We start from the raw sequence: 23,508 nt of genomic DNA, 5'->3' as shown, positions 1-23,508 counted from the left end.
AGCTACAGCGACAACACCGACACGCCGAGCGCCTCGACCACGCTGACGCTGTCGATCAACGACAACGGCAACACCGGCAGCGGCGGCGCCAAGACGGCGAGCGCCTCCTCGACCATCGACATCACTGCGGTCAATGATGCGCCTGTCAACACGGTGCCTGGGGCACAAACGACGAACGTCAACACGACCAAGGCGATCACAGGACTCAGCATTTCCGACGTCGATGCAGGAGGCGGCAGCGAGACCGTCACCTTGTCGGTCACCAACGGCAACCTGACCGTCTCGGGAGGGACTGCAGGAATCAGCGGCAGCGGAACGTCGACTGTGACGCTGACCGGAACGGTGAGCGCCATCAATTCCACCCTGGCCGCGACGGTGAACTACGTTCCGACGACGAATTTTTCCGGGACCAGCACCCTGACGATGACGACGAACGACAACGGTCACACCGGAACGGGTGGGGCGCTGACCGACATCGACACAGTGACAATTTCTGTTGCCAGTCCGAGCCCGTTCACGCTTACGACCGGCACGGACACTGTCGTCTTTGCGTCTGGCACAAATACCGTGAATGGAACGACTGCGACCCTGAACTCCACGGACAAGCTGACCGGAGGGTCGGGCACGGACACGCTGAACGTCACCGACGGCGGCCTGGGGCCGTTCACCTTCGGGAACGGCTCGGGAAATACACTTCTCACAAATTTTGAAAAGATCGTACTGACCGACACCAACAACGGAAATCACACCGACAGCATCACCTTCACGTCGACGTTCCAGAACAATGGAACGCTCACCGTCGACGGCTCCGGAATCGGAGGCAATGGCAAGCTCAGCATGGATGCAAGCGCCGTTACGACGGGAGCATTCGTTGTCATCGGCGGAAACGACAACGATACGCTCAAGGGTGGTTCTGGAGCCGACACCATCAATGGCGGCAACGGAAGCGATGCGATCACGGGAAACGGTGGCGGCGACACACTGACGGGTGGTGCAGGTAACGACACGTTCAAATACAACGGGGTGACCGACTCCAGTCATTCCGCTTTCGACAGAGTTACCGATTTCACGTCGGGTAGCGACAAAGTTCAGTTTAACTTAGGTGACGGTGTCAATTCGGTCGCCAACACTGCCTTGACCACCGCGAACGGTTCTGTGGCAGCGAATACGGCTGCCTGGTTTGTCGATACTGCCAACAATCAGGTGATTGTCTACGCCAACCCCACAGCCAGCGCGCTGAGTGGCGGCAACCCAGGTCTTATCGAGATACATCTCACGGGAACGACAACGTTCGCCAAGACTGACATCACGACCGGCGGGACTGCACCGGCCGGCGTTGCCGGAGAGCCGATCAATCTCGCCCTGACCAGCCCGACCGGAAACGACACGCCAGTGACCTTAACGGTCACCGGCGCCCCATCGGATTGGACCTTGAGCGGCGGGACGCATAATTTGGACGGCTCCTGGACGGTGACGACGAACGATGTCTCTGCGCTGACAGTCACGACGGGCGCACACTTTGGCGGCGCTCTGGTGCTTGACGTTGCCGAAACCTGGACCAGTGCCGACGGAATTGTTGCCGGCAGGGTCTTGATGGACAACGTCGAGGCCTATGCGCCGAATTCGCCGATCTTCGCGATATCGGGCGACGATAACCTGACCGCCTCGAGGGGCAACGACCTGCTCGTGTTCTCGCAGCCGATCGGCCACGACACCGTCAACGGCTTCGACGTGGCGCACGACACGATCGACCTGATCGGCTACGACGGGTTCACGTCCTTCGCCGATGTTCAGGCTCATACCGCCGGTGACGGCGCCGGCAATGCGGTGATGACGTTGGGCGACGGTCAATCGATCACCCTGAACGCAATTGATGCGACTTCGCTCACGTCGAACGATTTCGTGTTCGATCAAACGCCCACCACCGAAAACAGCGACAGTATGACCATCGGTGACGGAGCCATGCTGCCGCTCAGCGGCGTCATCCACAATACCGGCTCGATCTCGCTGGCCTCGACCGGCGATCAGACCGACCTGCAATTGATCGAGCATGGCATCACGCTCGATGGCGGCGGGCAGGTGGTCCTGTCGGACAGTGACGAGAATTTCGTCACGGGGGCGGCATCCGACGTCACGCTCACGAATGTCGACAACACCATTTCCGGCGCCGGCCATCTCGGCGCGGGATCGATGATCCTGGTCAATGAAGGTCTGATCATCGCAACCGGCACGAAATCGCTGCAGCTCGATACCGGAGCCAATGCGATCACCAACTCCGGAACCTTGGAAGCGACCGGAACCGGCGGCCTGACGATCGACAGTGGCGTGACCAACTCGGGCCTGATCTGGGCGAATGGAGCAAATGTCGTTGCCAATGGCGACGTGAGCGGAGGGAGCGCGCTGATCTCAGGTTCGGCCAAGCTGGAATTCGCTGACGCCGCATCGTCAGAGGTCAAGTTCGACTTTGGCGCGGCCGGCACCCTGCAGCTGGATCATTCGGTGGCGTTCACCGGATCGGTTTCAGGTCTTTCGACGACCGATCAGCTTGATCTGCGTGACATCGTTCAGGGATCCGCGACAACGGCGACCTATACGGCCAACGAGACCGGCACAGGTGGAACGCTCAGCGTGAGCGACGGCGTGCACACCGCCAATGTCGCCATCCTGGGCCAGTACACAGCGGATGATTTCGAAATTGCGGCTGACGGGTCCGGGGGTACTCTGATCAAGTCCCATGATCCGAGTTCGATCGCATGAGCTGCAGCGCGCGGGCAGTGCGTCCGGTTCTGCTGCTGAAGAAAGGTTACGACTGATCACTGTTGGGAGGCGGTTGCCGCCGAGCGTTGTATGAATAGTCCGTCGACCAGATCCGATGAACTCCGCCGGTTGCTGAAGCGGTCGGGAGGCTACTTCGTCACTGCCGCCATCTTTAGCTTGGCCATCAACCTGCTTTATCTGGCCGGCCCGCTTTACATGCTGCAGGTCTATGACCGCGTCATCTCGAGCTCCAGCGAGATCACGCTACTGATGCTGACGATTGCGCTGCTCACGGCATTCGCGGCGCTCGCAGGTCTCGACGCGGTGCGCGCGCGCGTGCTGACGCGCACCAGCATCCGGCTCGATCAAGACATCGCTCCGCGGGTCATGACCGCCATCATCGATCGCTCGGCCAAAATCGGTGGGGCGCGTAGCCGGCTGTTGCGTGACTTCGATACATTCCGCCAGTTCGTCACCGGGGCCGGCATTCATGCGGTCTTTGATCTGCCGTGGGTGCCGATCTATCTCGCCGTGATCTTCGGGCTGCATCCACTCCTGGGCGCATTTGCGTTGGCGTGTTCGATCATCCTGATCATGATGGCCTTGCTCAACGAATGGATTGTCAAGCCACCGCTCGCGGAATCCAGCGAAGCGGCCAGCCGAAGTTACGGTTTCACCGAGATGAGCCTGCGCAACACCGAAGTGGTGCGCGCGATGGGGATGACCGCTGGCCTGCTGCAGCGCTGGAGTGGAGATCGCGATCGCATGCTCGAGCGCCAGGTCACTGCGAGCGACCGCGCTGCGACAATCCAGAGCCTGATTCGATTTCTGCGGCTGTCCATGCAATCCTTGATCCTCGGACTTGGCGCTTATCTCGTGATCGAGCGGTTGACGACGGCAGGTGCGATGTTTGCCGCCAGCATTCTTCTCGGTCGCGCCTTGCAGCCGGTCGAGCAGGTCGTTGGATCCTGGCGCGGCCTGGTCGCAGCGCGTGGCGCATTCCTGCGCTTGCGCGAGCTGCTGTCGGCCCATCCGCCGCATGAAGCCGCGTTGACGCTGCCCCGGCCGGCAGGCCGGGTTTCAGTCGAAGCACTGTCGTTTACCGTTCCCGGCATCTCAAGGCCGGTCTTGCGCGGCGTCACGTTTCAGATCGAACCGGGTGAGGTGCTGGGGATCATCGGTCCCTCCGGCGCAGGCAAATCCACGCTGGCCCGTCACATCGTGGGCGTGCAGGAACCAGCTGCCGGCACCGTACGTCTCGACGGATCCGATGTGTCGAGCTGGATCAGGTCGTCACTTGGCCGGCATCTGGGCTATCTGCCCCAGGACATCGAGTTGTTTGCCGATAGTGTTGCGGCCAATATCTGCAGGTTCAATCTCGGCCAGGACCAGGACATCATTGCGGCGGCGCGCATGTCCGGCGTGCACGAGATGATTTTGCGGCTTCCCGACGGTTACGACACCCAGGTCGGTGAAGGTGGCGCGATCCTGTCCGGCGGCTATCGCCAGCGCATTGGCCTCGCACGCGCGGTCTACGGCAATCCGAGCCTGGTCGTGCTCGATGAGCCCAGTTCCAATCTCGATGCGGACGGCGATGCTGCGCTTGCCGACTGCATCATGCAACTGAAAAAGCGTGGAACGACGGTGGTCATCATTTCCCATCGGCCCGTCACCATCAGTGTGGTCGACAAGATATTGCTCATGCGCGAAGGCGCCGTCGAAATGTTCGGACCGCGGAGCGAGATCCTCGCTCGTCTGACACGCCCCGTTCCGGTTCATGCCGTCCAGGGAGCGGCCAGCTAGGAAACCTCAAATGACGGTGCGCGACAACGCAAATCGATCGGGGCGGGACGGCATGCCGAACGATTCCATCCGCCATGTTGCCGCCGCCGGGTGGCTGATCATCGCGATCTTTTTCGGCGGCATCGGCGCCTGGGCGGTGACCGCACCGCTCAATGGCGCGGTCGTCGCCAACGCGGTCGTCAAGGTCGATGGCAACCGCAAGAGCGTCCAGCACCTGGACGGCGGCATCATCAAGGAACTGCACGTCAGGGAGGGCGAGCGGGTGCTCGCAGGTGATCTCTTGATCGTGCTGGACGAGACCCAGGCGCGGGCCGAGTATGATGTGCTGACCCAGCAATATGCCGTGCTTCGCGCAACCGAGGTGCGGCTATTGACCGAGCTCGATCACGGGTCCCAGCTCGTCATGCCGAACGATCTCAAGGCACGGTCCGACGATCCGTACCTGAAGAGCGTCTGGAATGGCCAGGTCAGCCAGTTCGAAAGCCGCCGCGCGGCGCTCGAGGGCCAGCGCAGCGTGATCCGGGAAAAGATCAATCAGCTCGGCTCGCAAATCATTGGCGCGAAGGCACAGGTCAAATCATTTACGGATCAGATCAACTCGGTCCGCAGTGAGGCCAAGGACATTGCGCCACTCGTCGAGCGCGGCCTGATCGCGCGACCGCGAATTCTGCAACTGGAGCGCACGGCCTACGGTCTGGAGGGCCAGATCGCTGATACCGACGCCAATATCGCCAAGGCTCGCCAGGCGATTGCCGAGCAGGAGCAACAGACCGCCCAGCTCGACAACGATCGCATGACTGAAGTTACCAAGGATCTGCGTGATACCCAGGCCAGACTGCTGGAGGTGATTCCGAAGGCGTTGAGCGCCAAGGCAGTGTTGGGCCGCATGGAGATCCGAGCGCCCTATACCGGACGGGTCGTGGGACTGAACGTGTTCTCGGTGGGCGGCGTGATCCAGCGCGGCGACAAGATTCTGGACATCGTGCCCGACGAGGATTCACTCACCATCGAGGCCCAGGTCGCCGTGGACGACATCAGCGACGTGCATCCGCGCACGCGCGCCGAGGTCCATCTCACGGCCTACAAGCAGCGTATCGTGCCGATCATTCATGGCGATGTCATTCAGGTCTCGGCGGATCGTCTGACCGATCCCAAAACCAACAGCCCCTACTACACGGCCTTCGTCCGCATCGATCAGGACGAGCTGGCGGCCATGCCCAAGATCCGGCTCTATCCCGGCATGCCCGCAACGGTCATGATTCCGACCGCGCAACGCACTGCGTTTGAATACCTCGTCGGGCCGCTGGTGATGTCATTCAACCAGTCGTTCCGGCAGAGATGAGAGGCTGCCGGAGCGGGATTTATCGGGCTTCGATTTCGTCCACTGCCAAGACCCCGACCTGGCACTGCATTGGATGCAAGTCCCGGAAGAGATCGAGGGCAGGGAGGTTCGGAGCGCGGCAGGCGATGGCCTTGGCGGCAAGTGAGGGCTCATTATCGGACAGGGGCGACGACGAACCAGGTAAAGTGCTTGACCTGGCTGAGGGCAATCAGGTGCCGACATGGCAGAGCAAGTGACGGTTTTCTTCTATGGTCTTTTTATGGACCCGGAAGCTCTCGAAGCCAAAGGGCTGCGTCCATCGCAAGTTAGGCAGGCTCACGTCGAGCGTTTCGAACTGAGACTCGGTGAGCGAGCCAGCCTCGTCCCGGTCAAAGAGGGCAGGGTTTACGGGATGGTCATGCGTCTCACCCACTCTGAAATCGACCGACTATATTCCGAGCCGAGCGTGCTTGAGTATCGGCCCGAGCCAGTTCTCGTAGAACTGGGCGACGGCAGCGTCGAGCCCGCTCTATGTTTCAATCTGCCGATGCCGCCCAACCGGACGAGCGGCAATCCGCAGTATGCCGCCGCACTACAGGCTGTCGCGCGGAAGATGGGCTTGCCGGAATCTGATGTTGCGAACCTTACCGGTTGAGGGGGCAATTCATCCAACGCTATGCCGATCCTACTTTCGAGGGTCAGTCGCGCCACCGGGGCACACAGCTCGTTGAATCGTTCCTGCTCGAGTTGCCCTCGGCTTCGCACCAAAACTCGTGCATTTTCCACTCGGCTCACCTGCTTGTCTCCAACTCAGGCCCGTTCCTCTGACGCCGTTGTCGTCGAGATGCTTCATAGCCCAAGCTCAATCGTCTAATGGGCGATGAGCGGGTCCATGGGTTCGCGGAAAAAAAGCCCCGCAGTGCGGAGCTTTTGTCTTGTCGGTTCCGACGAGGCTTATCGCCGCGTACCCGCGCCGTACAACTCGCGCTCGCGGCCGATGTCCTCCGGAGACAATGGTGGGCTTGCGGCATCGAAGTCGCTCCAGCCGGACCTCTGCCAAGCAGAACTGCGCTCCTGAAGGTTGACGGACCTCTCATCAAGAAGTGCATCGAGGCGGGCGCGATCGTTATCGGGGACTTTCGCAGAGACCAGTGTACCGCCGCGGCGAACGCCTTCCGCATAGCGCGATGCATCTTGCCTGGACACGCCGGCCTGAGTGAGTGCGCCGACGATGCCGCCTGTGGCAGCGCCCGCGGCCGCCCCAGCGGCCGTGGAGGCGAGCCATCCCGCTGCCACGACCGGCCCCAGACCGGGAATGGCCAATAGGCCGAGGCCGGCCAAAAGGCCTGCCGCACCGCCGAGGCCGGCGCCGATGCCAGCACCTGCACCGGCCCCTTCCGCGCGATCGTCGACGCCGTCGCGGTCACGATCGACTTTGCCGCGCTGTGAGCCGTACCAATTGTCGGAATTATTGGCGACGATGCTGATGTCGGAGTGCGGCACGCCGGCGCTCTCGAGCCGAGTGACAGCCTGCTCGGCGTCGGAATAATTGTCGTAGAGGCGAGAGATGGTGGTCGTCATGTTACCTGCTCCTTATTTTGTGGGATTGACGTTGCCCTGGAAGTCGACGCTTACGTCGGTCTTGGTGCCTGCTTTGTCGGCCTTGCCGCGCCAGACGCCTTCGTTGTCCTTCTGCAGCCCGGACACGTTGGAATATCCCGCGCCCTCGATCCGCGATTTCGCCTGACCTTCGGTGAAGCTGTTACGGCCCGAGACCGGCGCGTTTGAATTGTTCTTATCGGAGCTGTTGACCGCGTTGTTGCCCGGCCCGCTTTGCGCGGGCTGTGACTGAGCGCCCGCGGGCGCAGACGCGAGCAGCAACAAGGTTGCCGCCAGGAAAGTTAGACGTGACATATTTGTCTCCTGCATTGATGTGCGGGCGACAACAAGTGAGATTAGAATTGGTTGCTACTGCGGGAGATGGCGGTGTGCCGCAACACGCTCGTGCTGACCCAGCTTGACGAGAAGGCGCAGTTAGAAACGATCGCCGAGGCGCTGCCCTGCCGAAGGTCAGGAAGGAGTAGAAGGTGACATTCAAAACGACCGAAGCCCCCAAGTGAGTTGGCGCTACTTCGACATGCGCATGGAAGGAGACTGCTTGAGGGCCGGAAGAGACCAATAGAGCCACGCAACGGTTGCGGTGCTCAAAAAGACCACGACCAAGGCGGCCATCGGAGTATGATGTGTCTGGCAGGGCGACCAAGAATGACCGGCCTCGCGCCGAGTCAAATTATCGATTCCCTTTAGGTCGGAGCCCGCTGGGCTACTTGGGTGATTCCTAATCTCGTTTGAATGCACACGACCGGTATCACTCCAGACCGGCTTCTTGCCGAAGCTGGTCGATGATCTCAGAGGCCTCCGCCTTCGTCAGATCCTCCTTAGGAAGAGGTTTGTGGGCCTGCTCGGCGAGAGTTTTCAGATAAGATTGCTGCGCGCCGGTCATTGGGTCATCACCGGAAACCCAGTCCTTAGGGTCCTTTTGGGTGTTGTCGGCCATGCTGATCTCCTTTTCCGACCAACCACACATTCGAGTTTTTGTTCCTCATTTGTTCTGGTTGTCGTTTTTTGCCTCGCAAGGTGTCCCGCTACGTGTCACAAAACCTTGGCATGGATTGTGCTTAGTAACGGGCACCGGGGAATTGCCCATTCCCACCCGGGGCTGGAAAGCCGCCGTCCGCGCAAACATTTAAGCGGGCGGCGTTTTTATGGCCTCTACGGCGTAAAAAAGTGCACGCGATTCCGCACGGTGGCAGGACGGCCGCTAGTGAGCTTGCGGTCTCGGATCGCTGCCATCGGGTAAGTTACGAAGCAGAATAGGAAGCTGGAGCGCCGGGACACATGGTGCTGGAGGTAAGGCTGGCGAGCAGGTGCATCATGCGACGTTTGATCTGTGATCGCCGAAGCTAATGCAGCGCCAGAGGTGCGCGATAGATCTCGTCGCCCTTGTCATTCCGTACGATAATGAAGTTCCGGTCGCTGAGCAGGCTCGGTTTCTCCGATACGAGCCTGTGCGCCAATAGATCGCCGTCACGCCGGGCTTCCGTGTCGTTCATGCACTCGTGGCCTGTGATGTCACGCGCTGCAAGCTCACCAATCAAATCGAAACGATACTGCGGCATGCAAGCGTAATCGCCATGGCAATTGAATCGTTCCCAAAGAAACTTTAGCCCTCTCTCTGCAGCGTAGAATTCCAAGCTGGTGTCACCCGCCGGCCAGAAGGAAATGCTGATGCCGATGCCGGGAAGGAGGCCAGCCAGAGCGGTGCGAAGCAGCCAGCGGCAACGTCGCAAGGAAGTCGGCTTGACGCTCCAGGCGCCCTAGCTTGGTCAACGGCGTTGCAGAAAGGCTAGGCGGCAAGATCGAACGATGCGATGAGGGCGCGCACGTCATCGGCGAGCTCGCGATAGTGTTGACCTGCTCGTTGGTACAGCTCGCGATTGCTTCCTTCCGATCGACTGGCGATCAGCTCGCACTCCGCAGCGAGGTTTTCAAAACGCTCCAACTTGGCTTGGAAACCACTCATTGCTCGCCCCACTCATTACTCAAGGGACGGCGAAGATATTCGCCTAATTCGGTCAGCTCAAACATATTCAATGCTGCACGTGCGAAGTCTCGCCGTTCCAGCCGGCCTCTGAGTGGTTGACGGCCCGCGGCGGATATTGCCGGGGAAGACTGTTGCAAGCACCATATAGTTATTGTTCCGAGGCCCCGAGAAAAGTCCAGTCGAATCAACGATCTCGACGAGACGTAATTCAGAAAAACATAAGTAGATTCAAGTACTTAACTAAGGCAAAGCTGGGGCGCACAAACCAACGTACAACGGTTTGAGGCCGCAAATGCTTGTCTCTGGATCGCGGTGCCGGTTGTTTGCTCGCTTTCCTCGGCTTGATCGCGCTGGTCGCGAAGGTCAACAGTTTCGGCGACTCCGGAACCATCGATTAGCGGTGGATCGACGGCGTTCCGAGCCACTAGGAATCGATAATTTGACTCCCGCCCGCATCGCGTCTCGATGCCGGCATGACCGTCCGCCTCATCAAGCACGAAGCCGTGCCCGGTACTGGAAGCTTCGAAATACGCTTCACTGACGGGCGCCGGAGCGTCTACTTCTACTTTGATGATCTTCCATCGCGTCGGCTGCGGCCGGAGCAGATGCTTCGCAGCCAAGCGCTCGGCTTGGCGAGAATGTTCGCTCGGATCATGCGGGGCATCATCCAACGATGGCCGTCGGGCTAAGCAGCAAGCGCCATCGACAGGATGGTTGCGAGGGCGATCGCGGTCAGCCCCCATGCCAATGCGTGCAATATCCAACGCTGCATTGCTGCATCCGCTCGGTGTCCTGCCTTAGGCAGAAGGGCATCCATGCGGGATCAAGCGATTTGAGGTAGATCAAGCCCCGAAGATGAGTATCGCGGCGGCGGCCACGGTGAAGACACCAGCCCCGATCGCGAATGCCCAAGCAGCCAGCTCTTTGCGCATTTTCGAAATCTAATCCAGGTTAAGACCCGAAGCATGTGCAGTTCGTGCCAGTGCCATGTTTTTCCCAACTGTAGTCAGTGCAATCGAGAAGCCGCTAGCGCGTCTGGAGCTGTTCTAGCCCTTCCTCGATCACTCGGAGATCCTCGAGTATAGACTCTCGCGACTGAGACGCGTCGATGCCAGATGTGGACTGTAGCCCCTCAAGCAACTGGCGCCGAAGCTCTCGCATATCTTCCAGAGCTTGCCGGTTCTTCAATCGCACATAGGCAGAAACAATCGATCCAATACTTGCTGGCAATGGTAGCTCCTAATACGAATCTCTAAAATAGGTTGCATGGTAGCACGTGCGTTGAGGAATTGCCGAGTTTTCCCGACACCATACAATAGCTTTTGTGTCCCCACCCGGAAAAAGGCCCGCCAGCGTGAACGGGCGTCGGTTTGTCAGCCCCTTCACTGCGCATAGAACCCTTCAAAGCCTTCCCGACCCAGCGCACTGCTAAGGCGTTCCAACCCCCAGCCCGTTGCGGGTCCGTCGAAGCGCGTCGGATTTATCCATCAGGGTCTGGATGACCCGGCAAAACGCAAGTGGAGGCGTTGCAGGTCTGTGTGTGGTTCGGCCAGCATGTTCAACAACCTCCACACCCACCAAACGCGGCTCTCGCCACGGTGAGCAACCGCGGTCTCGGCGTCCTCAAAGAATCGAGTCAGTTGGCTGCTGCTGCGATACGGGAAGTGCGGCTCGCATTCAGGCGATGACCAGGGCCTCCGCAAATCATGCTGGCGAGGTCTTCAAGTGTACGCTTTTCCATTTCATCTGGATCGCGAGTCCGAGCGTCCCTCAGCAAGATTGCGAGCACGCTGCATCGTGCGGGAATAAAACTCCTCACGCTCCCGCCGCATGCGCTCTTGGTGCGCTCGGAAACCTTGCACGCGTGCCATAATGCTTTCGCGCTCGGAAGTGGTTCGATCCACTGCAGGCGGAGTGGGCTTTACGGGTACGGCGTTCGTCGCAGCTGCGGGTGTCGTCAACGCGGCCGGCGTCGGAACGATGGGCTGCGGTTGAACGCTGACCGAGGCTGTGCGCGCGACAAGCTCCGCAGTCTCGCGAGCTAGCGCGTCCAGTTCTTTTTTCCAGTCCATTGGCTTGGCTCCCCGGCGCAATGTGCCAGCGGCGAGGGCGGGCGGTCAAATGGTCATGTGATCAACGAGCCTTCCAAGGTTAACGACACCGAAGGCTCGCGGCGTGCTTGTCCCGGGGACGGCGGTAGTTCTTTGGGAACCGGGGAACGTCTCCCTGGCGCTTATGTTTGCTCCGCGACGGCCACCCGGCTCGCGAGACTATGCACAGTAGCGCCATGGATTATCTGCCCGAACTCCATCGCCTTGAGCATCAGCTCGACCTGGCACATCGGGCTATGCAGCGCATTACCGATAGAGAGACCGTGCAGCGCCTTCAGGCGTTCGCGCATGAGATCGGCGATAGGTTGCGCAGGCTGCAAGCGGCAGCCCGCGAAGAAGAGATAAGAAGACGGGCCTACGATTTGTGGCAGACCGCAGGACGGCCGGAGGGCAGGGACCTGGATTTCTGGCTAAGCGCGGAGCGGGAGTTTCGACGGGTCGACAGCTACAAACCGACACGTTCCAGCGTTGACGTGGAGTAGATCGTGGAGAAGTTGAGAAGCAACTAAAAAATCTAATTATATCAATGATATAAGGCGAATACCCCCTTCCGCCCGTCGATCCGTGTCCCGCCCGGATCGCCGGCCGGTGACAGGTTGGTGGCGATAACCACACGTCACCGGAGGGGCCTTCGCATAGTTTGATTGCGCTATCTACCTTGGAAAAACCCGCAAGCCGAAGGAACCCGGCTCTTCAACTCACCAGCGTTTCGCCGCGTCGCGCTCTCTTCGAAGCGCGGCCCCGGTTGATGAACTGGACGCCGACGAACTCACCATTGACCCAGGCGAGTTCGCAGTGTCGGTACGCCAGACCCATGGGGGACAACACAAGGAAAAATTCCTTCTGGCCGATATCCGTCACCGCACCATCGATCACCAGCTTTGCGCCCGTTTCAGAGACGTCGTGGATCTTGCAGCCGCGCTGCCAGGTACCGTCGATCGCCATCAAGCGCGCTTCGACCGGTCGTTCGAACGCGACGCGCTTGTCCTTTGGTTGTTCTCCCTCACTCATCGACCGTCCCACCTTGGCCACCGAGCAGCCGTTCTACGTAGAGAAGAATCCTTGATCATCGGTGAATGGCCCGAGTGTAAGGGGCTGCCAGTGTTTCAGCAGCTTTCTTTGTTCCGGGTCGGCTTGGCCAGGGGATTGAGAAACGACGAAGGCCGCAGCGAACTCAGCCGCTGCGGCCCGCGCCACTTGCAAATCGACCGGGTGAAAGGAGCTAGTGAAGTATGGAGCCAGCCCCGGTATGCCGAATCTTCCCGGTGATCTCGGTTCCCGCCACAACAAATGTGAATCAAGGATTTTAGTTCTCAAGGTTCTGAATTACCGAACTGCCCCGGACGTCTTCCGGGCCGGACCGATGTGACCAATTCAGTGCATTGTCACGACTGCACTACGAGGTGGGCATCGCTGGCAAGATCCGGTCTCGCCGGTCGGGGCGGCGCCGCGTCCGCTGAGGCGATGATGATTGATTTCGGAATAATCGTATTGTGCGCTTGTTTTGCCCGACGCGTCAACTGGTCTTTGCGGGGCAAGCCGGTTCGTGCTCCATCCGACGTGGCCTACTGTGCATGGGGTTGTTTTCGCTATTTGGCGCGTGGCGGCGAGGGCATCGGGCCCAGCGCCCAGGAGCCCGAACGGTCCTGCATTTGTGTTGGCCGGTCCTCCCATGTGGACCACCGGGCGGAACCTTTTCCTCACCGCCGCATTACCCTGGCATGACTGAAGACCTTTCCTTCCGACGCAAACCCCTGACCCCCGAACAGCGCCAGGCGCGCGATGCGGCGCGCCGCGTCGAGGCCGAAAAGGCCATGCGCGACCATGAGGAGGCGCAGAAGGCGTTTTACGCCAATCGCGAACGGCTCAAGGCAGAGCGGCTGGCCCGTGAGGCGGCCGCAGCCAAAGACTGACTTCTCAATACGTGCCGCTTCAGTGCCGGCCGGGTGGACGCCCGCGCATCAGCGCCCCTGCGCGCGACGAGGCGCAAAGCGAGCGGTTGATCACTCTGTCTGCTTGCGCGTGGTCATGTCGCTGAATCTGTCGACAAGGGCGATTCCGATCGCCGAGACGATAAAGGTGATGTGGATCAGCACCTGCCACATCACGCCGCTCTCGGTGAAGCTGGCACGGCTCGAGCCGAGATTGCCGGCCTCGATGAAGGTGCGCAGCAGCGCGATCGAGGAGATGCCGATGATGGCCATCGCAAGCTTGATCTTGAGCACGCTGGCATTGACGTGGCCGAGCCATTCGGGCTCGTCGGGGTGGCCCTGGAGATCGAGCCGGGACACGAAGGTCTCGTAGCCGCCGACGATCACCATCACCAGGAGATTTGAGATCATCACGACGTCGATCAGCGCCAGCACGCTCATCATGATCTCCTGCTCGGTGAGATCGAGCGCGTGCGAGGAGAGGTGCCAGAGCTCCTTCAGGAACAGCGCGATGTAGACGCATTGCGCCACGATCAGCCCGAGATAGAGCGGCAGCTGCAGCCAGCGCGAACCGAAGATGATCATCGGCAACAGCCCGAGCCGCGGGCGGGGTCCGGTGGGTTCAAGCTCTGCCGACATTCAGATTGCATCCACGGGTTGAGATCGTCTCGGCATCATGTACCGCGCCAAGCTGGCCGGTGGAAGACACGCCGCCCGGTTCATCGGGTGTGGATCGCGCCGTCCCATGCTAACGTGCCGGACGGCCGCCCGGGGGGCGGAGATCGGGAGGCCGATAGTTATGCGCAGTGGCTTTGGCCGATGGCTCGGACATAGCGTACTTGCAAGTGCGATGGTCGTCGGCGCTGGCGGCGCCACTGTGGTATTGGCGACCCCGCTGACGCCCTTCCGCAATGAGGCGCAAGCGCAGCGCCATTGCCCAGGCGACAAGGTGGTGTGGCTGGATTTCAGGAAGAGCGTCTATTACCGCAAAGGGCAGAAACTCTACGGCCGGGGATTCGATGGCAGCTTCGTCTGCCTGTCCGAAGCGCGCGACAGCCTCTACCGGAGTTCGCCGTTCGGCTTGCGCTGAGCCCCCGTGGTCCAGCGCCGCTATTTTGGGTTCGGCAGCGTCACGGGAATGTGGGGGGAGCTGCTGACCAACCGGGGGCTTCCGTCGGGGTAGGTCCGGCCGCTTCGAATCAGCGACTCCAGGACCAGGAAAAATTTCTCGGCGAGCATGTGCGTCACCTGCGTTGGCGTGGCCTCTTGAAATTAGTCGAGGTGCCGAACGCGGAAATTCAATCAACTAAACGGGAGCGGGGGTGATTCCGCGTGCTGCGCCGCAGACGCGCGGCGCTCTGAAAATTCGAAACGGGTGGCGCGAGGGTTAGCCGAAGGCCAGGGCGACGAGGCTCGAGCAGAGCAGCACCAGGCCGCCTGCTGTCAGTGCCAGAAAGCCGTCGGATACGAAGTCATGTTTGCGCATGGGACACCTGCTGCTCTCGCCTTCGATGCTCGATCGGATTGATTAAAATTGTCCGAACGTGCCGCCTAGAAGAGGTGATGCAATGTCGACCGCGCGAGTGCCGTCAGGCCCTCGTGCGGTAGCCTTCAAACGCATGGGCCAGGAAGATTCCCGCGCTTAAGAGACCCATCAGTGCCGAAACCGTCTCGATCATCGTTAAATTCCAATCCCGCCCCTGCACGCGAGAAAACGCGCGCGGCCTTGCACAGTCAAAAGAATTCCAGTGAAGCCGACGATATCGGGGGTGGAGTGAGGTTTTGGCGCAACAGCTTGTGCGGGACTGGCACATCAGAGCGGCTGCGAAGCCCTCGTTCCGTAGATCAACGAGAATGCCGAACGTCCTGTTTACCATGCCGACGCGAACGTTGTGGGCTCCCCATTTCCGCCGTGTTCGGGTTGCGTTATCGTTACCGTCTCTGAGACGGTGGTGGGCCGCCTCGGGCTTAAAGGACCGGAAGGCGATTCCCGTGTGCAAGCGGGGTGGGTCCGTCTCCGGGGAAATGGTATTTGGGGCGAATGGGGATCCGACGGTCAGATTCGGTGGTGCGGGCCGCGCGGTGCGTTGCGGTGGTGGCCGGTTGCCTTGCGCTTGCCAATTGCGCCTCGTCCAACAAGTTCGCCAGCCGGGTGGACCCCAAATACGGCGTGTCGTCGAGCCCACGGGTCGTTGGCTTCGGCGAACCCGTCCCCAAGGGCGGCGGCACCTATCGCGTCGGAAAGCCTTATGTCGTTGCAGGGCGGACCTACGTACCGGAGGAGGACGTCAATTACCGCGCCGAGGGCACGGCCTCCTGGTACGGCGACGACTTTCATGGTCGCCTGACCGCCAACGGCGAAGTATTCGACATGGCCTCGCTGACGGCGGCGCATCCCACCCTGCCGATGCCGTCCTATGCGCGGGTGACCAATCTCTCCAATGGCAAGTCGCTGATCGTCCGCGTCAACGACCGCGGGCCCTATCACGGCAATCGCCTCATCGACGTCTCGAACAAAGCCGCCGAACTGCTTGAATTCAAAGGCAATGGTGTCGCCAGAGTGCGCGTCGAATATGTCGGCCGGGCGCCGTTGGAGGGTTCCGACGACCGCCAGCTGATGGCGACCTTGCGCACCGGCGTTCCGGCGCCGTCACCCTCGATGGTCCGGGTCGCTTCGGCCAGGCCGTTCGTGCCGGAGGTGACATCAAGCCGCGGCGCCTTCAGGGGCGAAGTCCCGATGCCGGAAGGGCGGCCCTACAGCCTTGGCAACACGTCGGCCGACCTCGCCTCGATCGAGGCGACCTCCGAGATGTCGGCCTCGAGCCGCAGCCGGGGGCGGATGCTCCAGAACGCCCGGCAAGTGTCTTATGACGAGAGCGGCCGCTACGCGGGAGATAGCGGTCCGGCGACCTCCGATGACGGCGCAGCCGAGGCACGCAGCATCCTGACCGGCCGCGGCCTGTACTAGGCAAGCCGCAACAGCTTTGCCGAGACCAGGTCTGTGGGCGCCGCCCCACATGGCACTGAGGAAGGACGCGTCTGGCTAGCCTGATGCCGCTTCGCGCAAGAACCGCAAAAGCGCGGCATTGACCTCGTCGGGCCGTTCCTGCTGCACCCAGTGACCGGCACCGTCGATGATCAGCTTTCGCGTGAGATTGGGCAGCACGCGCTCCAGCTCGTTGACCCGCTTGGCGCCGATCAGGCCGGTGATGACGGCGTCCTGCGCGCCGGCGATGAACAGGGAGGGCTGGTGGATTTGCGCGTCCTGCCAGGGCGCGGTCAGCTCCCAATTGCGGTCGAGGTTGCGATACCAATTCAGCCCGCCACGAAACCCGGAAGAGCGGAAGCTTTCGGTGAAATGAGCAAGATCGGCCTCGCTCAGCCACGCCGGCAGCGGCTCGTCGCCTGTGGCATGGCCGAGAAAGCCCTTGCCCTCCTGGACGAACATCGCGGCGTTCGGATCGGCAAGTCCGCGGCCGCCGAGCACAATGCGCATGGTGCGAGCGACGTCACGCTCGAACTCGGCCTCGGCGACACCGGGCGTCTGGAAATACTGCCAGTAGAAATTGGTGATGCCGCCCTGGCGCAGCAGCTCGAGCGGCTTGCCGCGTCCGCGGAACGGCGGGGGCACGCTCAGGCCTGCGACGGCCGTGAAGATATCCGGGCGGAACAGTGCCGCGTGCCAGGCCACCGGCGCGCCCCAGTCATGGCCGACCACGATGGCTTTGGTCTCGCCGAGCGCCCGGACCAGGCCGACGACGTCGCCGACCAGATCGAAGATCGAATAGGCTGCCACCTCCGGCGGCGCCGCGCTCTGGCCGTAGCCCCGCATGTCCGGGGCTACGACATGAAACCCGGCCGCTGCTAAGGCAGGGATCTGGTGTCGCCACGAGTAGGACAGTTCCGGCCAGCCATGGCACAGCACCACCAGTGGTCCCTGACCGGCCTCGCGGATGAAGAGGTCGATCCCGTTGGCCTTGATCGCTCGGGTAATGGACATCGCTTTTCCGCCTTGTTTCAGGGGTTTGGTTGAAAAACATCAGGTGACACGATAGGGGCGCGATGAGAATCGTGCAATCTCGGGGGCAAGCAACGACCCTCGTGTTGTTCGCACCTGTTCCATTTGTTAGAACGGCGCTCTCAGGGCTTCGCCATGGTATTTCATCTCATCTCGCTTCGTCATACCGGCTTCACAGCCGGAGCACTGGCGCGCGGGCTGGTTGCGGGGGCGCTTGCGGTGAGCCTCAGCTGGGGCGGGGTGCTCTATGCCGCGAACCAGAGCGTCCAGGGCGCCAAGAAGACCGAGGATACCGGCTTCGACGGCGATGCCCCCACCGCGATCCTGATCGAGGCTTCCAGCGGCAGCGTTCTGTTCGAGAAGAACCCCGACGAGTTGCGCGCGCCTTCCAGCATGATGAAGCTCATGACCGCCGAGGTCGTGTTCAACGCGATCAAGAAGGGCGACGTCAAGCTGACCGACGAATACCGGATCAGCGAGAATGCCTGGCGCAAGGGTGGTGCCCCTTCCGGCACCTCGACCATGTTCGCTGCCATCAACAGCAAGGTCTCGGTCGATGACCTCCTGCACGGTGCGATCATCCAGAGCGGCAATGACGCCTGCATCGCGCTCGCAGAAGGCATTGCCGGCAGCGAGAAGATTTTTGCCGCCGACTTCATGACCAAGCGCGCCCGCGAACTCGGCCTGACCAAATCGACCTTCGCCAATTCCAACGGCTTGCCCGACCCCGGCAACAAGATGACGGTGCGAGAGCTCGGCATGCTCGCCCGGCACATCATCCTGGACTTTCCCGAATTCTATAAACTGTTCGGCGAAAAGGAGTTCACCTGGAACAAGATCCGCCAGCCCAACCGCAATCCGCTGCTCAATGCGATGGAAGGAGCAGACGGGCTGAAGACCGGCTACACCAAGGAGGGCGGCTACGGCATGGTCGGCTCGGCCGTGCAGAACGGCACCCGATTGATCGTCGTCGTCAACGGCCTGGAAGATTCCGAAGACCGCGCCACCGAAGCCAAGAAGATGCTGGAATGGGGCTTTCGCAATTTCGAGACCCGCACGCTGATCGCAGCTGACCAGCCCCTCGGTTACGCCAAGGTCTTTGGCGGCGACAGCCGCTCGGTGAAGCTGATTGCGAAAGAGCCGGTGAAGGTGATGGTGCACAAGAGCGGCGGCGACAAGCTGATCGCGCGCGTGGTCTATAACGGTCCGGTGCGCGCGCCGGTCCAGGCGGGCCAGCAGGTCGGCGTGGCCAGGGTCTGGCGCAGCGGCAATATCGCCGTCGAGACGCCGGTCTACGCGGCCGAGGCTGTTGGCACCGGCTCGACCATGCGGCGCGCGATCGATGGCGCCAGCGAGCTCGTCATCGGCATGTTCCGCGCAGGCGCCGAGAAGCTCTGATCATGACCGAAAGCGCGGTAACATGGCCGTCTGGACGCGGGCGCTTCGTCACCTTTGAAGGCGGCGAGGGGACGGGCAAGTCGACCCAGATCAAGAAGCTCGCCGATCGTCTCAAGGCGGCAAGGATGCGCATCCTCGTCACGCGCGAGCCGGGCGGCTCGCCGGGCGCAGAGGTCATGCGGCATCTGGTGCTGTCGGGCATGGGCAAGCTGCTCGGGCCCGAAGCCGAGACGCTGCTGTTTGCGGCCGCGCGCGACGACCATGTCCGCACCGTGATCCAGCCTGCGCTCAGCCGGGGCATCTGGGTCCTGTGCGACCGCTTCGCCGACTCGACCCGGGCCTATCAGGGCAGCCTCGGCAGCGTGCCCACCGCGCTGATCAATGCGATGCAGCGGGTCACGATCGGTGATCTCAAGCCTGATCTCACCATCATCCTCGATTTGCCCGTCGAAATCGGCCTGGCACGCGCGGCGGCGCGGCGGGGCAGTGGCACGCCTGACAGATTTGAGGGCGAGCAGCTGGCCTTCCATCAGGGCCTGCGCGAGGCCTATCGCAAGATCGCCGCGGACGATCCTTCACGTTGCGTGCTGATCGACGCCAATTCCGACCCAGACACGATTGCAGGGCGGGTCTGGACCGCGCTGCGCGACCGTCTCCTGGCGACCTCGGCATCGGTGATCTCGGCATGAGCCCGCGTCAGGTCGAGCGCGAGAGCGCGATTCCACATCCGCGCGAGACCAGTTTGCTGTTTGGCCACCGCGAGGCCGAGACCGCGCTGCTGACGGCTTATCGCAGCGGACGCATTCCGCATGCCTGGCTGATTGGCGGACCGCAAGGAATCGGCAAGGCGACGCTGGCCTACCGGATGGCGCGCTTCGTGCTCGCCCACGGAGAGCCGCAGTCTCCCGCCGTGCAGGGCGCCGAAGACCTCGCGATCGATCCTGATGATGCTGTGGCACGGCAGGTTGCAGCGAGCTCACATGGCGGGTTGCTGACATTGGAGCGTACCGCGAATGACCGCGGTGTGATGCGTACCGTCATCACCGTCGACGAGACGCGCGAAACCATTTCGTTCTTCGGCTCGACGGCGGCGGCTGAAGGCTGGCGCGTCTGCATCGTCGACACCGTCGACGAGCTCAATGCTAATGCGGCGAACGCGTTGCTGAAGATCCTGGAGGAGCCGCCGCAGCAATCGCTGTTCCTCCTGGTGAGCCACGCACCGGCACGTGTGCTCGCCACGATCCAGTCGCGCTGTCGCAAGCTGCGGCTGCGTTCGCTCACAACCGACGAGGTGATCGGCGCCGCGGCTGCGGCCGCCGATCTTGCGCCGACCGATCTTGCGCTACGCGAGGCCGCCGAGGCCTCCGAAGGTAGCGTCGCGCGCGCGCTGACGCTGCTCGGCGGCGACGCGCTCAAGCTCCAGCAGCGCACGGCGGCGCTGCTGGCGCGCCTGCCGCAGGTCGATCCGCGGGAGCTGCATACGCTTGGCGATTCGCTTCCCACCAACGACCGGGTCGCGCTTGCGGCGTTCATCCATGGCATCGATCGCTGGATCGCGCAAAGCCTGCATGCGGACGAAGCCAATGCCAACCAGAACCTGCCGCGCCTTGCGCGCCTAGCCGAGGTATGGGAAAAGATCGTCCGCGCCGCGCGCGACACTGAAACCTACAATCTGGAGCGAAAGCCCTTGGTTTTTTCGGTGTTCGGTTGGCTGTCGGACGCAACGCGCTAGAGCATGATCCGGAAAGTGCGGAGCGGTTTTCCGAAAAGACCATGCGCAAAACAACGCGATTTCGTTTCCAAATTTCGAGAATCCGGTAGAGGAATTCGTCGTGGCAGCACGAGCTAAGAAAACGGCCAAGGCCCAGGGTAGCAAGAAGGCTGCGAACAACGCCGCGAAAAAGTCGACAAAGGCACTCGGGCGCAAGGCTGCCAAGAAAGGCGTGAAGAAGAGCGCCGCGAAGAGCGCAAAGAAGGCGGGCAAGAAGGCCGCGACGACGAAGGTCGCGAAAGCGTCGGCCAAAGCTCCATCGAAGAAGGCAGCCAAGAAGGCGAGGGTGACGGCATCTGCCGTAATCGCCGCGCCAGCTGCTGTTGCCAAGACGTTGAAGGCCGTGCCCCCCGTTGCCTCGAAGCCCGAGGTGTCGAAGCCCATAGTCTCGAAGACCAAGGCATCAAAACCCGAAGCGCCGCCTGCGCCGAAGCCCGTTGCCGCTCCCGCGCGCGACAACGTCTTCTACATCTCCACCGCGATCGCCTATCCCAACGGTGTCCCGCATATCGGCCACGCCTATGAGGCAATCTCCGCCGACGTGCTGGCGCGCTTTGCGCGGCTCGACGGCAAGGACGTGTTCTTCCTGACCGGCACCGACGAGCACGGTCTGAAGATGGTCCAGACCGCGCAGAACGAGGGCCTGACTCCATCCGCGCTTGCGACCCGCAACGCCGGACGCTTCAAGGAGATGGACGAGCGGCTGAACGTGTCGTTCGACCGCTTCATCCGCACGACCGAGGAGCAACACCATCGCTCCAGCCAGGAGATCTGGCGTCGCATGGAAGCGAACGGCGACATCTATGCCGACACCTATTCCGGCTGGTACTCGGTGCGAGATGAGGCCTATTACGCCGAGGATGAGACGCGTCTGAACGACGAGGGCGTGCGGCTCGGGCCGCAGGGCACGCCGGTCGAATGGGTCGAGGAGAAGAGCTATTTCTTCCGCCTCTCGGCCTACCAGGACAAGCTGCTCAAGCTCTATTCGGATCAGCCCGATTTCGTCGGGCCGGACTCCCGCAAGAACGAGGTGATGAGCTTCGTCAAGGGTGGCCTGCGCGATCTCTCGATCTCGCGCACGACGTTCGACTGGGGCGTCAAAGTGCCCGGCGACGAAGATCACGTAATGTATGTCTGGGTCGACGCGCTGACCAACTATCTCACCGGCGTCGGCTTTCCCGACGAGACCGACGGGAACTGGCGCTACTGGCCCGCGGATGTGCACATCATCGGCAAGGACATCATCCGCTTCCACGCGGTGTACTGGCCAGCCTTCTTGCTATCGGCCGGGCTCCCGCTGCCGAAGCGGGTCTATGCCCATGGCTTCCTGTTCAACAGGGGCGAGAAGATGTCGAAATCGGTCGGCAACGTCGTCGATCCCTTCAATCTCGCCGACCAGTATGGCGTCGACCAGATGCGCTATTTCTTCCTGCGCGAGGTGCCGTTCGGCCAGGACGGCAACTACAACCACGAAGCCATCGTGGCGCGCATCAACGCCGATCTCGCCAACGATCTCGGCAACCTCGCTCAGCGCTCGCTGTCGATGATTGCGAAGCAGCTCGGCGGCGTGCTGCCCGAGCCGGGGGCGTTCAGCGACGGCGACAAGGCGATTTTGGCGATGGCCGACGGAATGGTCGGAGCGTCGCGCGAGGCGATGGCCACGCAGCAGATCCATCAATGGCTCAATGCCGTATGGGCCGTTGTTGCGGAAGCGAACCGCTATTTCGCGGGCGAGGCGCCATGGGCGCTCGCCAAGACCGATCCTGTCAGGCAGAAGACGGTGCTCTACGTCACCGCCGAAGTCGTGCGCCAGGTCGCGATCCTGGCTCAGCCGGCAATGCCGGGTGCTTCCAGCCTCCTGCTCGACAGCCTCGCCATCCCCGAAGGGGAGCGCAACTTCGCCATGCTCGGCGGGGACAAGCGGATCGCGCCCGGCTCGACGTTGCCGGCGCCGACGCCGGCGTTCCCGCGCTACATCGAGCCCGCGGCCTGAGGCGGACACAACGATGCTGGTCGACAGTCACTGTCATCTGGATTTTCCGGACTTTGCGGAAGATCTCGACGGGATCGTATTGCGTGCCCGCGCGGCCGGGATCGGCCGCATGGTCACGATCTCGACGCGGGTGCGAAAGCTCGATCAGCTTCTCGCCATCGCCGGGCGTTATGACGACGTCTATTGCTCGGTCGGCACCCATCCGCACAACGCGGATGAGGAAGACGGCGTCTCGGCGGACGAACTGATCGCCCTGACGCAGCATCCCAAGGTCGTCGCGCTCGGCGAGGCCGGGCTCGACTATTTCTACGACGACGGCTCGCCGGAAGCGCAGGCGAGGGGCTTTCGTGCTCACATCGCCGCCGCACGCGCCACGGGCCTGCCGCTGGTGATCCACACCCGCGAAGCGGATGAGGACTGCGCCCGCATCCTCGAAGAGGAGGCCGCCAAGGGATCGTTTCGCGCCGTGCTGCATTGTTACACGGGCGGGCGCGAGCTGGCGCTGAAGGCGGTGTCGCTCGGGCTCTACATCGGCTTCACGGGCATCCTGACCTTCAAGAAGTCGGACACCTTGCGTGCCCTCGCGGCCGAGCTGCCGTCCGACCGTATTCTGGTTGAAACCGACTCGCCCTATCTTGCGCCGGGCAAATTCCGGGGCAAGCGCAATGAGCCGGCCTATGTGGTCGAGGTCGCCAAGGTGCTGGCTGAGACCCGCGGTGTGTCGTTTGATGAGATCGCGCGCCAGACCACCGAAAACTTCTTCCGCCTGTTCTCCAAGGTGAAAGCTTGAGATTGGGAGCC

22 protein-coding genes are annotated in these 23,508 nt (G+C 61.9%); 14 read left to right on the top strand and 8 right to left on the bottom strand.

Going from position 1 to position 23,508, the window contains the following annotated elements:
• From BM222_RS41255 to BM222_RS23985, 4 genes are all read left to right on the top strand, one after another.
• The coding region (locus BM222_RS41255; protein WP_177243419.1) for a beta strand repeat-containing protein at positions 1-2,757 on the top strand (2,757 nt) is incomplete at its 5' end.
• Between the two features lie 90 nt (positions 2,758-2,847).
• Positions 2,848-4,560: a type I secretion system permease/ATPase gene (locus tag BM222_RS23995; RefSeq protein WP_092233067.1), complete on the top strand. Its 1,713-nt coding sequence runs from the start codon at positions 2,848-2,850 to the stop codon at positions 4,558-4,560.
• A gap of 10 nt (positions 4,561-4,570) precedes the next feature.
• Positions 4,571-5,902, top strand: a complete 1,332-nt coding sequence (locus BM222_RS23990) for an HlyD family type I secretion periplasmic adaptor subunit (RefSeq protein ID WP_092233064.1) — start codon at positions 4,571-4,573, stop codon at positions 5,900-5,902.
• A gap of 220 nt (positions 5,903-6,122) precedes the next feature.
• Positions 6,123-6,536 (top strand): gamma-glutamylcyclotransferase family protein, encoded by a 414-nt coding sequence (locus BM222_RS23985; protein ID WP_092233062.1) that lies wholly within the window; start codon positions 6,123-6,125, stop codon positions 6,534-6,536.
• Positions 6,537-6,835: 299 nt separating this feature from the next.
• On the opposite strand, the gene BM222_RS23980 is transcribed toward BM222_RS23985, so the two are convergent.
• From BM222_RS23980 to BM222_RS41250, 5 genes are all read right to left on the bottom strand, one after another.
• The gene (locus BM222_RS23980) at positions 6,836-7,462 is read right to left on the bottom strand and encodes a hypothetical protein (RefSeq protein WP_092233059.1); all 627 of its coding nucleotides are present in this window, start codon (positions 7,460-7,462) and stop codon (positions 6,836-6,838) included.
• Positions 7,463-7,474: 12 nt separating this feature from the next.
• Entirely contained in the window at positions 7,475-7,795 is a 321-nt protein-coding gene (locus BM222_RS23975; RefSeq protein WP_092233101.1) for a hypothetical protein, read from the bottom strand.
• 454 nt (positions 7,796-8,249) lie between these two features.
• Positions 8,250-8,438, bottom strand: coding sequence for a DUF3072 domain-containing protein (locus tag BM222_RS23970; protein WP_092233098.1), 189 nt, complete (start codon positions 8,436-8,438; stop codon positions 8,250-8,252).
• Between the two features lie 406 nt (positions 8,439-8,844).
• Positions 8,845-9,060 carry a DUF6894 family protein gene (locus BM222_RS23965; RefSeq protein ID WP_092233056.1) on the bottom strand — a complete coding sequence of 72 codons (216 nt, stop codon included), beginning with the start codon at positions 9,058-9,060 and terminating at the stop codon, positions 8,845-8,847.
• A 227-nt stretch (positions 9,061-9,287) separates the two neighbouring features.
• Positions 9,288-9,464 (bottom strand): hypothetical protein, encoded by a 177-nt coding sequence (locus BM222_RS41250; protein WP_177243418.1) that lies wholly within the window; start codon positions 9,462-9,464, stop codon positions 9,288-9,290.
• Positions 9,465-9,958: 494 nt separating this feature from the next.
• Between BM222_RS41250 and BM222_RS23960 the strand changes: the two genes are divergently transcribed.
• A complete protein-coding gene (locus tag BM222_RS23960) occupies positions 9,959-10,174 on the top strand; it encodes a hypothetical protein (protein ID WP_092233053.1) in 216 nt (71 codons plus the stop codon).
• A 1,598-nt stretch (positions 10,175-11,772) separates the two neighbouring features.
• Entirely contained in the window at positions 11,773-12,078 is a 306-nt protein-coding gene (locus BM222_RS23945) for a DUF2934 domain-containing protein (RefSeq protein WP_244547221.1), read from the top strand.
• Between the two features lie 211 nt (positions 12,079-12,289).
• Here the strand turns inward: BM222_RS23945 and BM222_RS23940 are convergent, their stop codons facing one another.
• Complete coding sequence (locus tag BM222_RS23940; RefSeq protein ID WP_092233095.1) at positions 12,290-12,607, bottom strand: PilZ domain-containing protein; 318 nt, start codon at positions 12,605-12,607, stop codon at positions 12,290-12,292.
• Positions 12,608-13,317: 710 nt separating this feature from the next.
• Here BM222_RS23940 and BM222_RS23935 point away from each other — a divergent pair.
• On the top strand, positions 13,318-13,509 hold the full coding sequence (locus tag BM222_RS23935; protein WP_092233039.1) for a hypothetical protein: 192 nt from the start codon (positions 13,318-13,320) through the stop codon (positions 13,507-13,509).
• A 90-nt stretch (positions 13,510-13,599) separates the two neighbouring features.
• On the opposite strand, the gene BM222_RS23930 is transcribed toward BM222_RS23935, so the two are convergent.
• Positions 13,600-14,166 carry a TIGR00645 family protein gene (locus tag BM222_RS23930; RefSeq protein WP_092233035.1) on the bottom strand — a complete coding sequence of 189 codons (567 nt, stop codon included), beginning with the start codon at positions 14,164-14,166 and terminating at the stop codon, positions 13,600-13,602.
• Positions 14,167-14,326: 160 nt separating this feature from the next.
• Between BM222_RS23930 and BM222_RS23925 the strand changes: the two genes are divergently transcribed.
• Positions 14,327-14,617, top strand: a complete 291-nt coding sequence (locus BM222_RS23925) for a hypothetical protein (protein ID WP_092233030.1) — start codon at positions 14,327-14,329, stop codon at positions 14,615-14,617.
• Positions 14,618-15,568: 951 nt separating this feature from the next.
• Complete coding sequence (locus BM222_RS23920; RefSeq protein ID WP_092233026.1) at positions 15,569-16,495, top strand: septal ring lytic transglycosylase RlpA family protein; 927 nt, start codon at positions 15,569-15,571, stop codon at positions 16,493-16,495.
• Between the two features lie 75 nt (positions 16,496-16,570).
• Here the strand turns inward: BM222_RS23920 and BM222_RS23915 are convergent, their stop codons facing one another.
• Entirely contained in the window at positions 16,571-17,527 is a 957-nt protein-coding gene (locus tag BM222_RS23915) for an alpha/beta fold hydrolase (protein WP_092233023.1), read from the bottom strand.
• A 153-nt stretch (positions 17,528-17,680) separates the two neighbouring features.
• Here BM222_RS23915 and BM222_RS23910 point away from each other — a divergent pair, with 153 nt between their 5' ends.
• The 5 genes from BM222_RS23910 to BM222_RS23890 all read left to right on the top strand — a co-directional run bounded on the left by BM222_RS23910 (position 17,681) and on the right by BM222_RS23890 (position 23,497).
• Entirely contained in the window at positions 17,681-18,943 is a 1,263-nt protein-coding gene (locus BM222_RS23910; protein WP_092233019.1) for a D-alanyl-D-alanine carboxypeptidase family protein, read from the top strand.
• Positions 18,944-18,945: 2 nt separating this feature from the next.
• Positions 18,946-19,632 (top strand): dTMP kinase, encoded by a 687-nt coding sequence (gene tmk / locus BM222_RS23905; protein WP_092233016.1) that lies wholly within the window; start codon positions 18,946-18,948, stop codon positions 19,630-19,632.
• Positions 19,629-20,675: a DNA polymerase III subunit delta' gene (locus BM222_RS23900; protein WP_092233013.1), complete on the top strand. Its 1,047-nt coding sequence runs from the start codon at positions 19,629-19,631 to the stop codon at positions 20,673-20,675. The genes tmk and BM222_RS23900 overlap by 4 nt, the downstream gene beginning before the upstream one ends.
• A 100-nt stretch (positions 20,676-20,775) precedes the next feature.
• Positions 20,776-22,707 carry a methionine--tRNA ligase gene (gene metG / locus BM222_RS23895; RefSeq protein ID WP_092233010.1) on the top strand — a complete coding sequence of 644 codons (1,932 nt, stop codon included), beginning with the start codon at positions 20,776-20,778 and terminating at the stop codon, positions 22,705-22,707.
• Positions 22,708-22,720: 13 nt separating this feature from the next.
• Complete coding sequence (locus BM222_RS23890) at positions 22,721-23,497, top strand: TatD family hydrolase (RefSeq protein WP_092233008.1); 777 nt, start codon at positions 22,721-22,723, stop codon at positions 23,495-23,497.
• The last annotated feature ends 11 nt before the right edge of the window (positions 23,498-23,508 follow it).

Source organism: Bradyrhizobium sp. Gha, from assembly GCF_900113735.1.
Classification (GTDB): Bacteria; Pseudomonadota; Alphaproteobacteria; order Rhizobiales; family Xanthobacteraceae; genus Bradyrhizobium.
This window is presented reverse-complemented; position numbering and strand designations above follow the sequence as displayed.

What these genes read in the sequence shown, in the direction of transcription:
- BM222_RS23995 (WP_092233067.1), top strand. Translation starts at nt 2,848, where the DNA reads ATGAATAGTCCGTCGACCAGATCCGATGAACTCCGCCGGTTGCTGAAG.
- BM222_RS23990 (WP_092233064.1), top strand. Translation starts at nt 4,571, where the DNA reads ATGACGGTGCGCGACAACGCAAATCGATCGGGGCGGGACGGCATGCCG.
- BM222_RS23985 (WP_092233062.1), top strand. Translation starts at nt 6,123, where the DNA reads ATGGCAGAGCAAGTGACGGTTTTCTTCTATGGTCTTTTTATGGACCCG.
- BM222_RS23980 (WP_092233059.1), bottom strand. Translation starts at nt 7,462, where the DNA reads ATGACGACCACCATCTCTCGCCTCTACGACAATTATTCCGACGCCGAG.
- BM222_RS23975 (WP_092233101.1), bottom strand. Translation starts at nt 7,795, where the DNA reads ATGTCACGTCTAACTTTCCTGGCGGCAACCTTGTTGCTGCTCGCGTCT.
- BM222_RS23970 (WP_092233098.1), bottom strand. Translation starts at nt 8,438, where the DNA reads ATGGCCGACAACACCCAAAAGGACCCTAAGGACTGGGTTTCCGGTGAT.
- BM222_RS23965 (WP_092233056.1), bottom strand. Translation starts at nt 9,060, where the DNA reads ATGCCGCAGTATCGTTTCGATTTGATTGGTGAGCTTGCAGCGCGTGAC.
- BM222_RS41250 (WP_177243418.1), bottom strand. Translation starts at nt 9,464, where the DNA reads ATGAGTGGTTTCCAAGCCAAGTTGGAGCGTTTTGAAAACCTCGCTGCG.
- BM222_RS23960 (WP_092233053.1), top strand. Translation starts at nt 9,959, where the DNA reads ATGACCGTCCGCCTCATCAAGCACGAAGCCGTGCCCGGTACTGGAAGC.
- BM222_RS23945 (WP_244547221.1), top strand. Translation starts at nt 11,773, where the DNA reads ATGGATTATCTGCCCGAACTCCATCGCCTTGAGCATCAGCTCGACCTG.
- BM222_RS23940 (WP_092233095.1), bottom strand. Translation starts at nt 12,607, where the DNA reads ATGAGTGAGGGAGAACAACCAAAGGACAAGCGCGTCGCGTTCGAACGA.
- BM222_RS23935 (WP_092233039.1), top strand. Translation starts at nt 13,318, where the DNA reads ATGACTGAAGACCTTTCCTTCCGACGCAAACCCCTGACCCCCGAACAG.
- BM222_RS23930 (WP_092233035.1), bottom strand. Translation starts at nt 14,166, where the DNA reads ATGTCGGCAGAGCTTGAACCCACCGGACCCCGCCCGCGGCTCGGGCTG.
- BM222_RS23925 (WP_092233030.1), top strand. Translation starts at nt 14,327, where the DNA reads ATGCGCAGTGGCTTTGGCCGATGGCTCGGACATAGCGTACTTGCAAGT.
- BM222_RS23920 (WP_092233026.1), top strand. Translation starts at nt 15,569, where the DNA reads ATGGGGATCCGACGGTCAGATTCGGTGGTGCGGGCCGCGCGGTGCGTT.
- BM222_RS23915 (WP_092233023.1), bottom strand. Translation starts at nt 17,527, where the DNA reads ATGTCCATTACCCGAGCGATCAAGGCCAACGGGATCGACCTCTTCATC.
- BM222_RS23910 (WP_092233019.1), top strand. Translation starts at nt 17,681, where the DNA reads ATGGTATTTCATCTCATCTCGCTTCGTCATACCGGCTTCACAGCCGGA.
- tmk (WP_092233016.1), top strand. Translation starts at nt 18,946, where the DNA reads ATGACCGAAAGCGCGGTAACATGGCCGTCTGGACGCGGGCGCTTCGTC.
- BM222_RS23900 (WP_092233013.1), top strand. Translation starts at nt 19,629, where the DNA reads ATGAGCCCGCGTCAGGTCGAGCGCGAGAGCGCGATTCCACATCCGCGC.
- BM222_RS23890 (WP_092233008.1), top strand. Translation starts at nt 22,721, where the DNA reads ATGCTGGTCGACAGTCACTGTCATCTGGATTTTCCGGACTTTGCGGAA.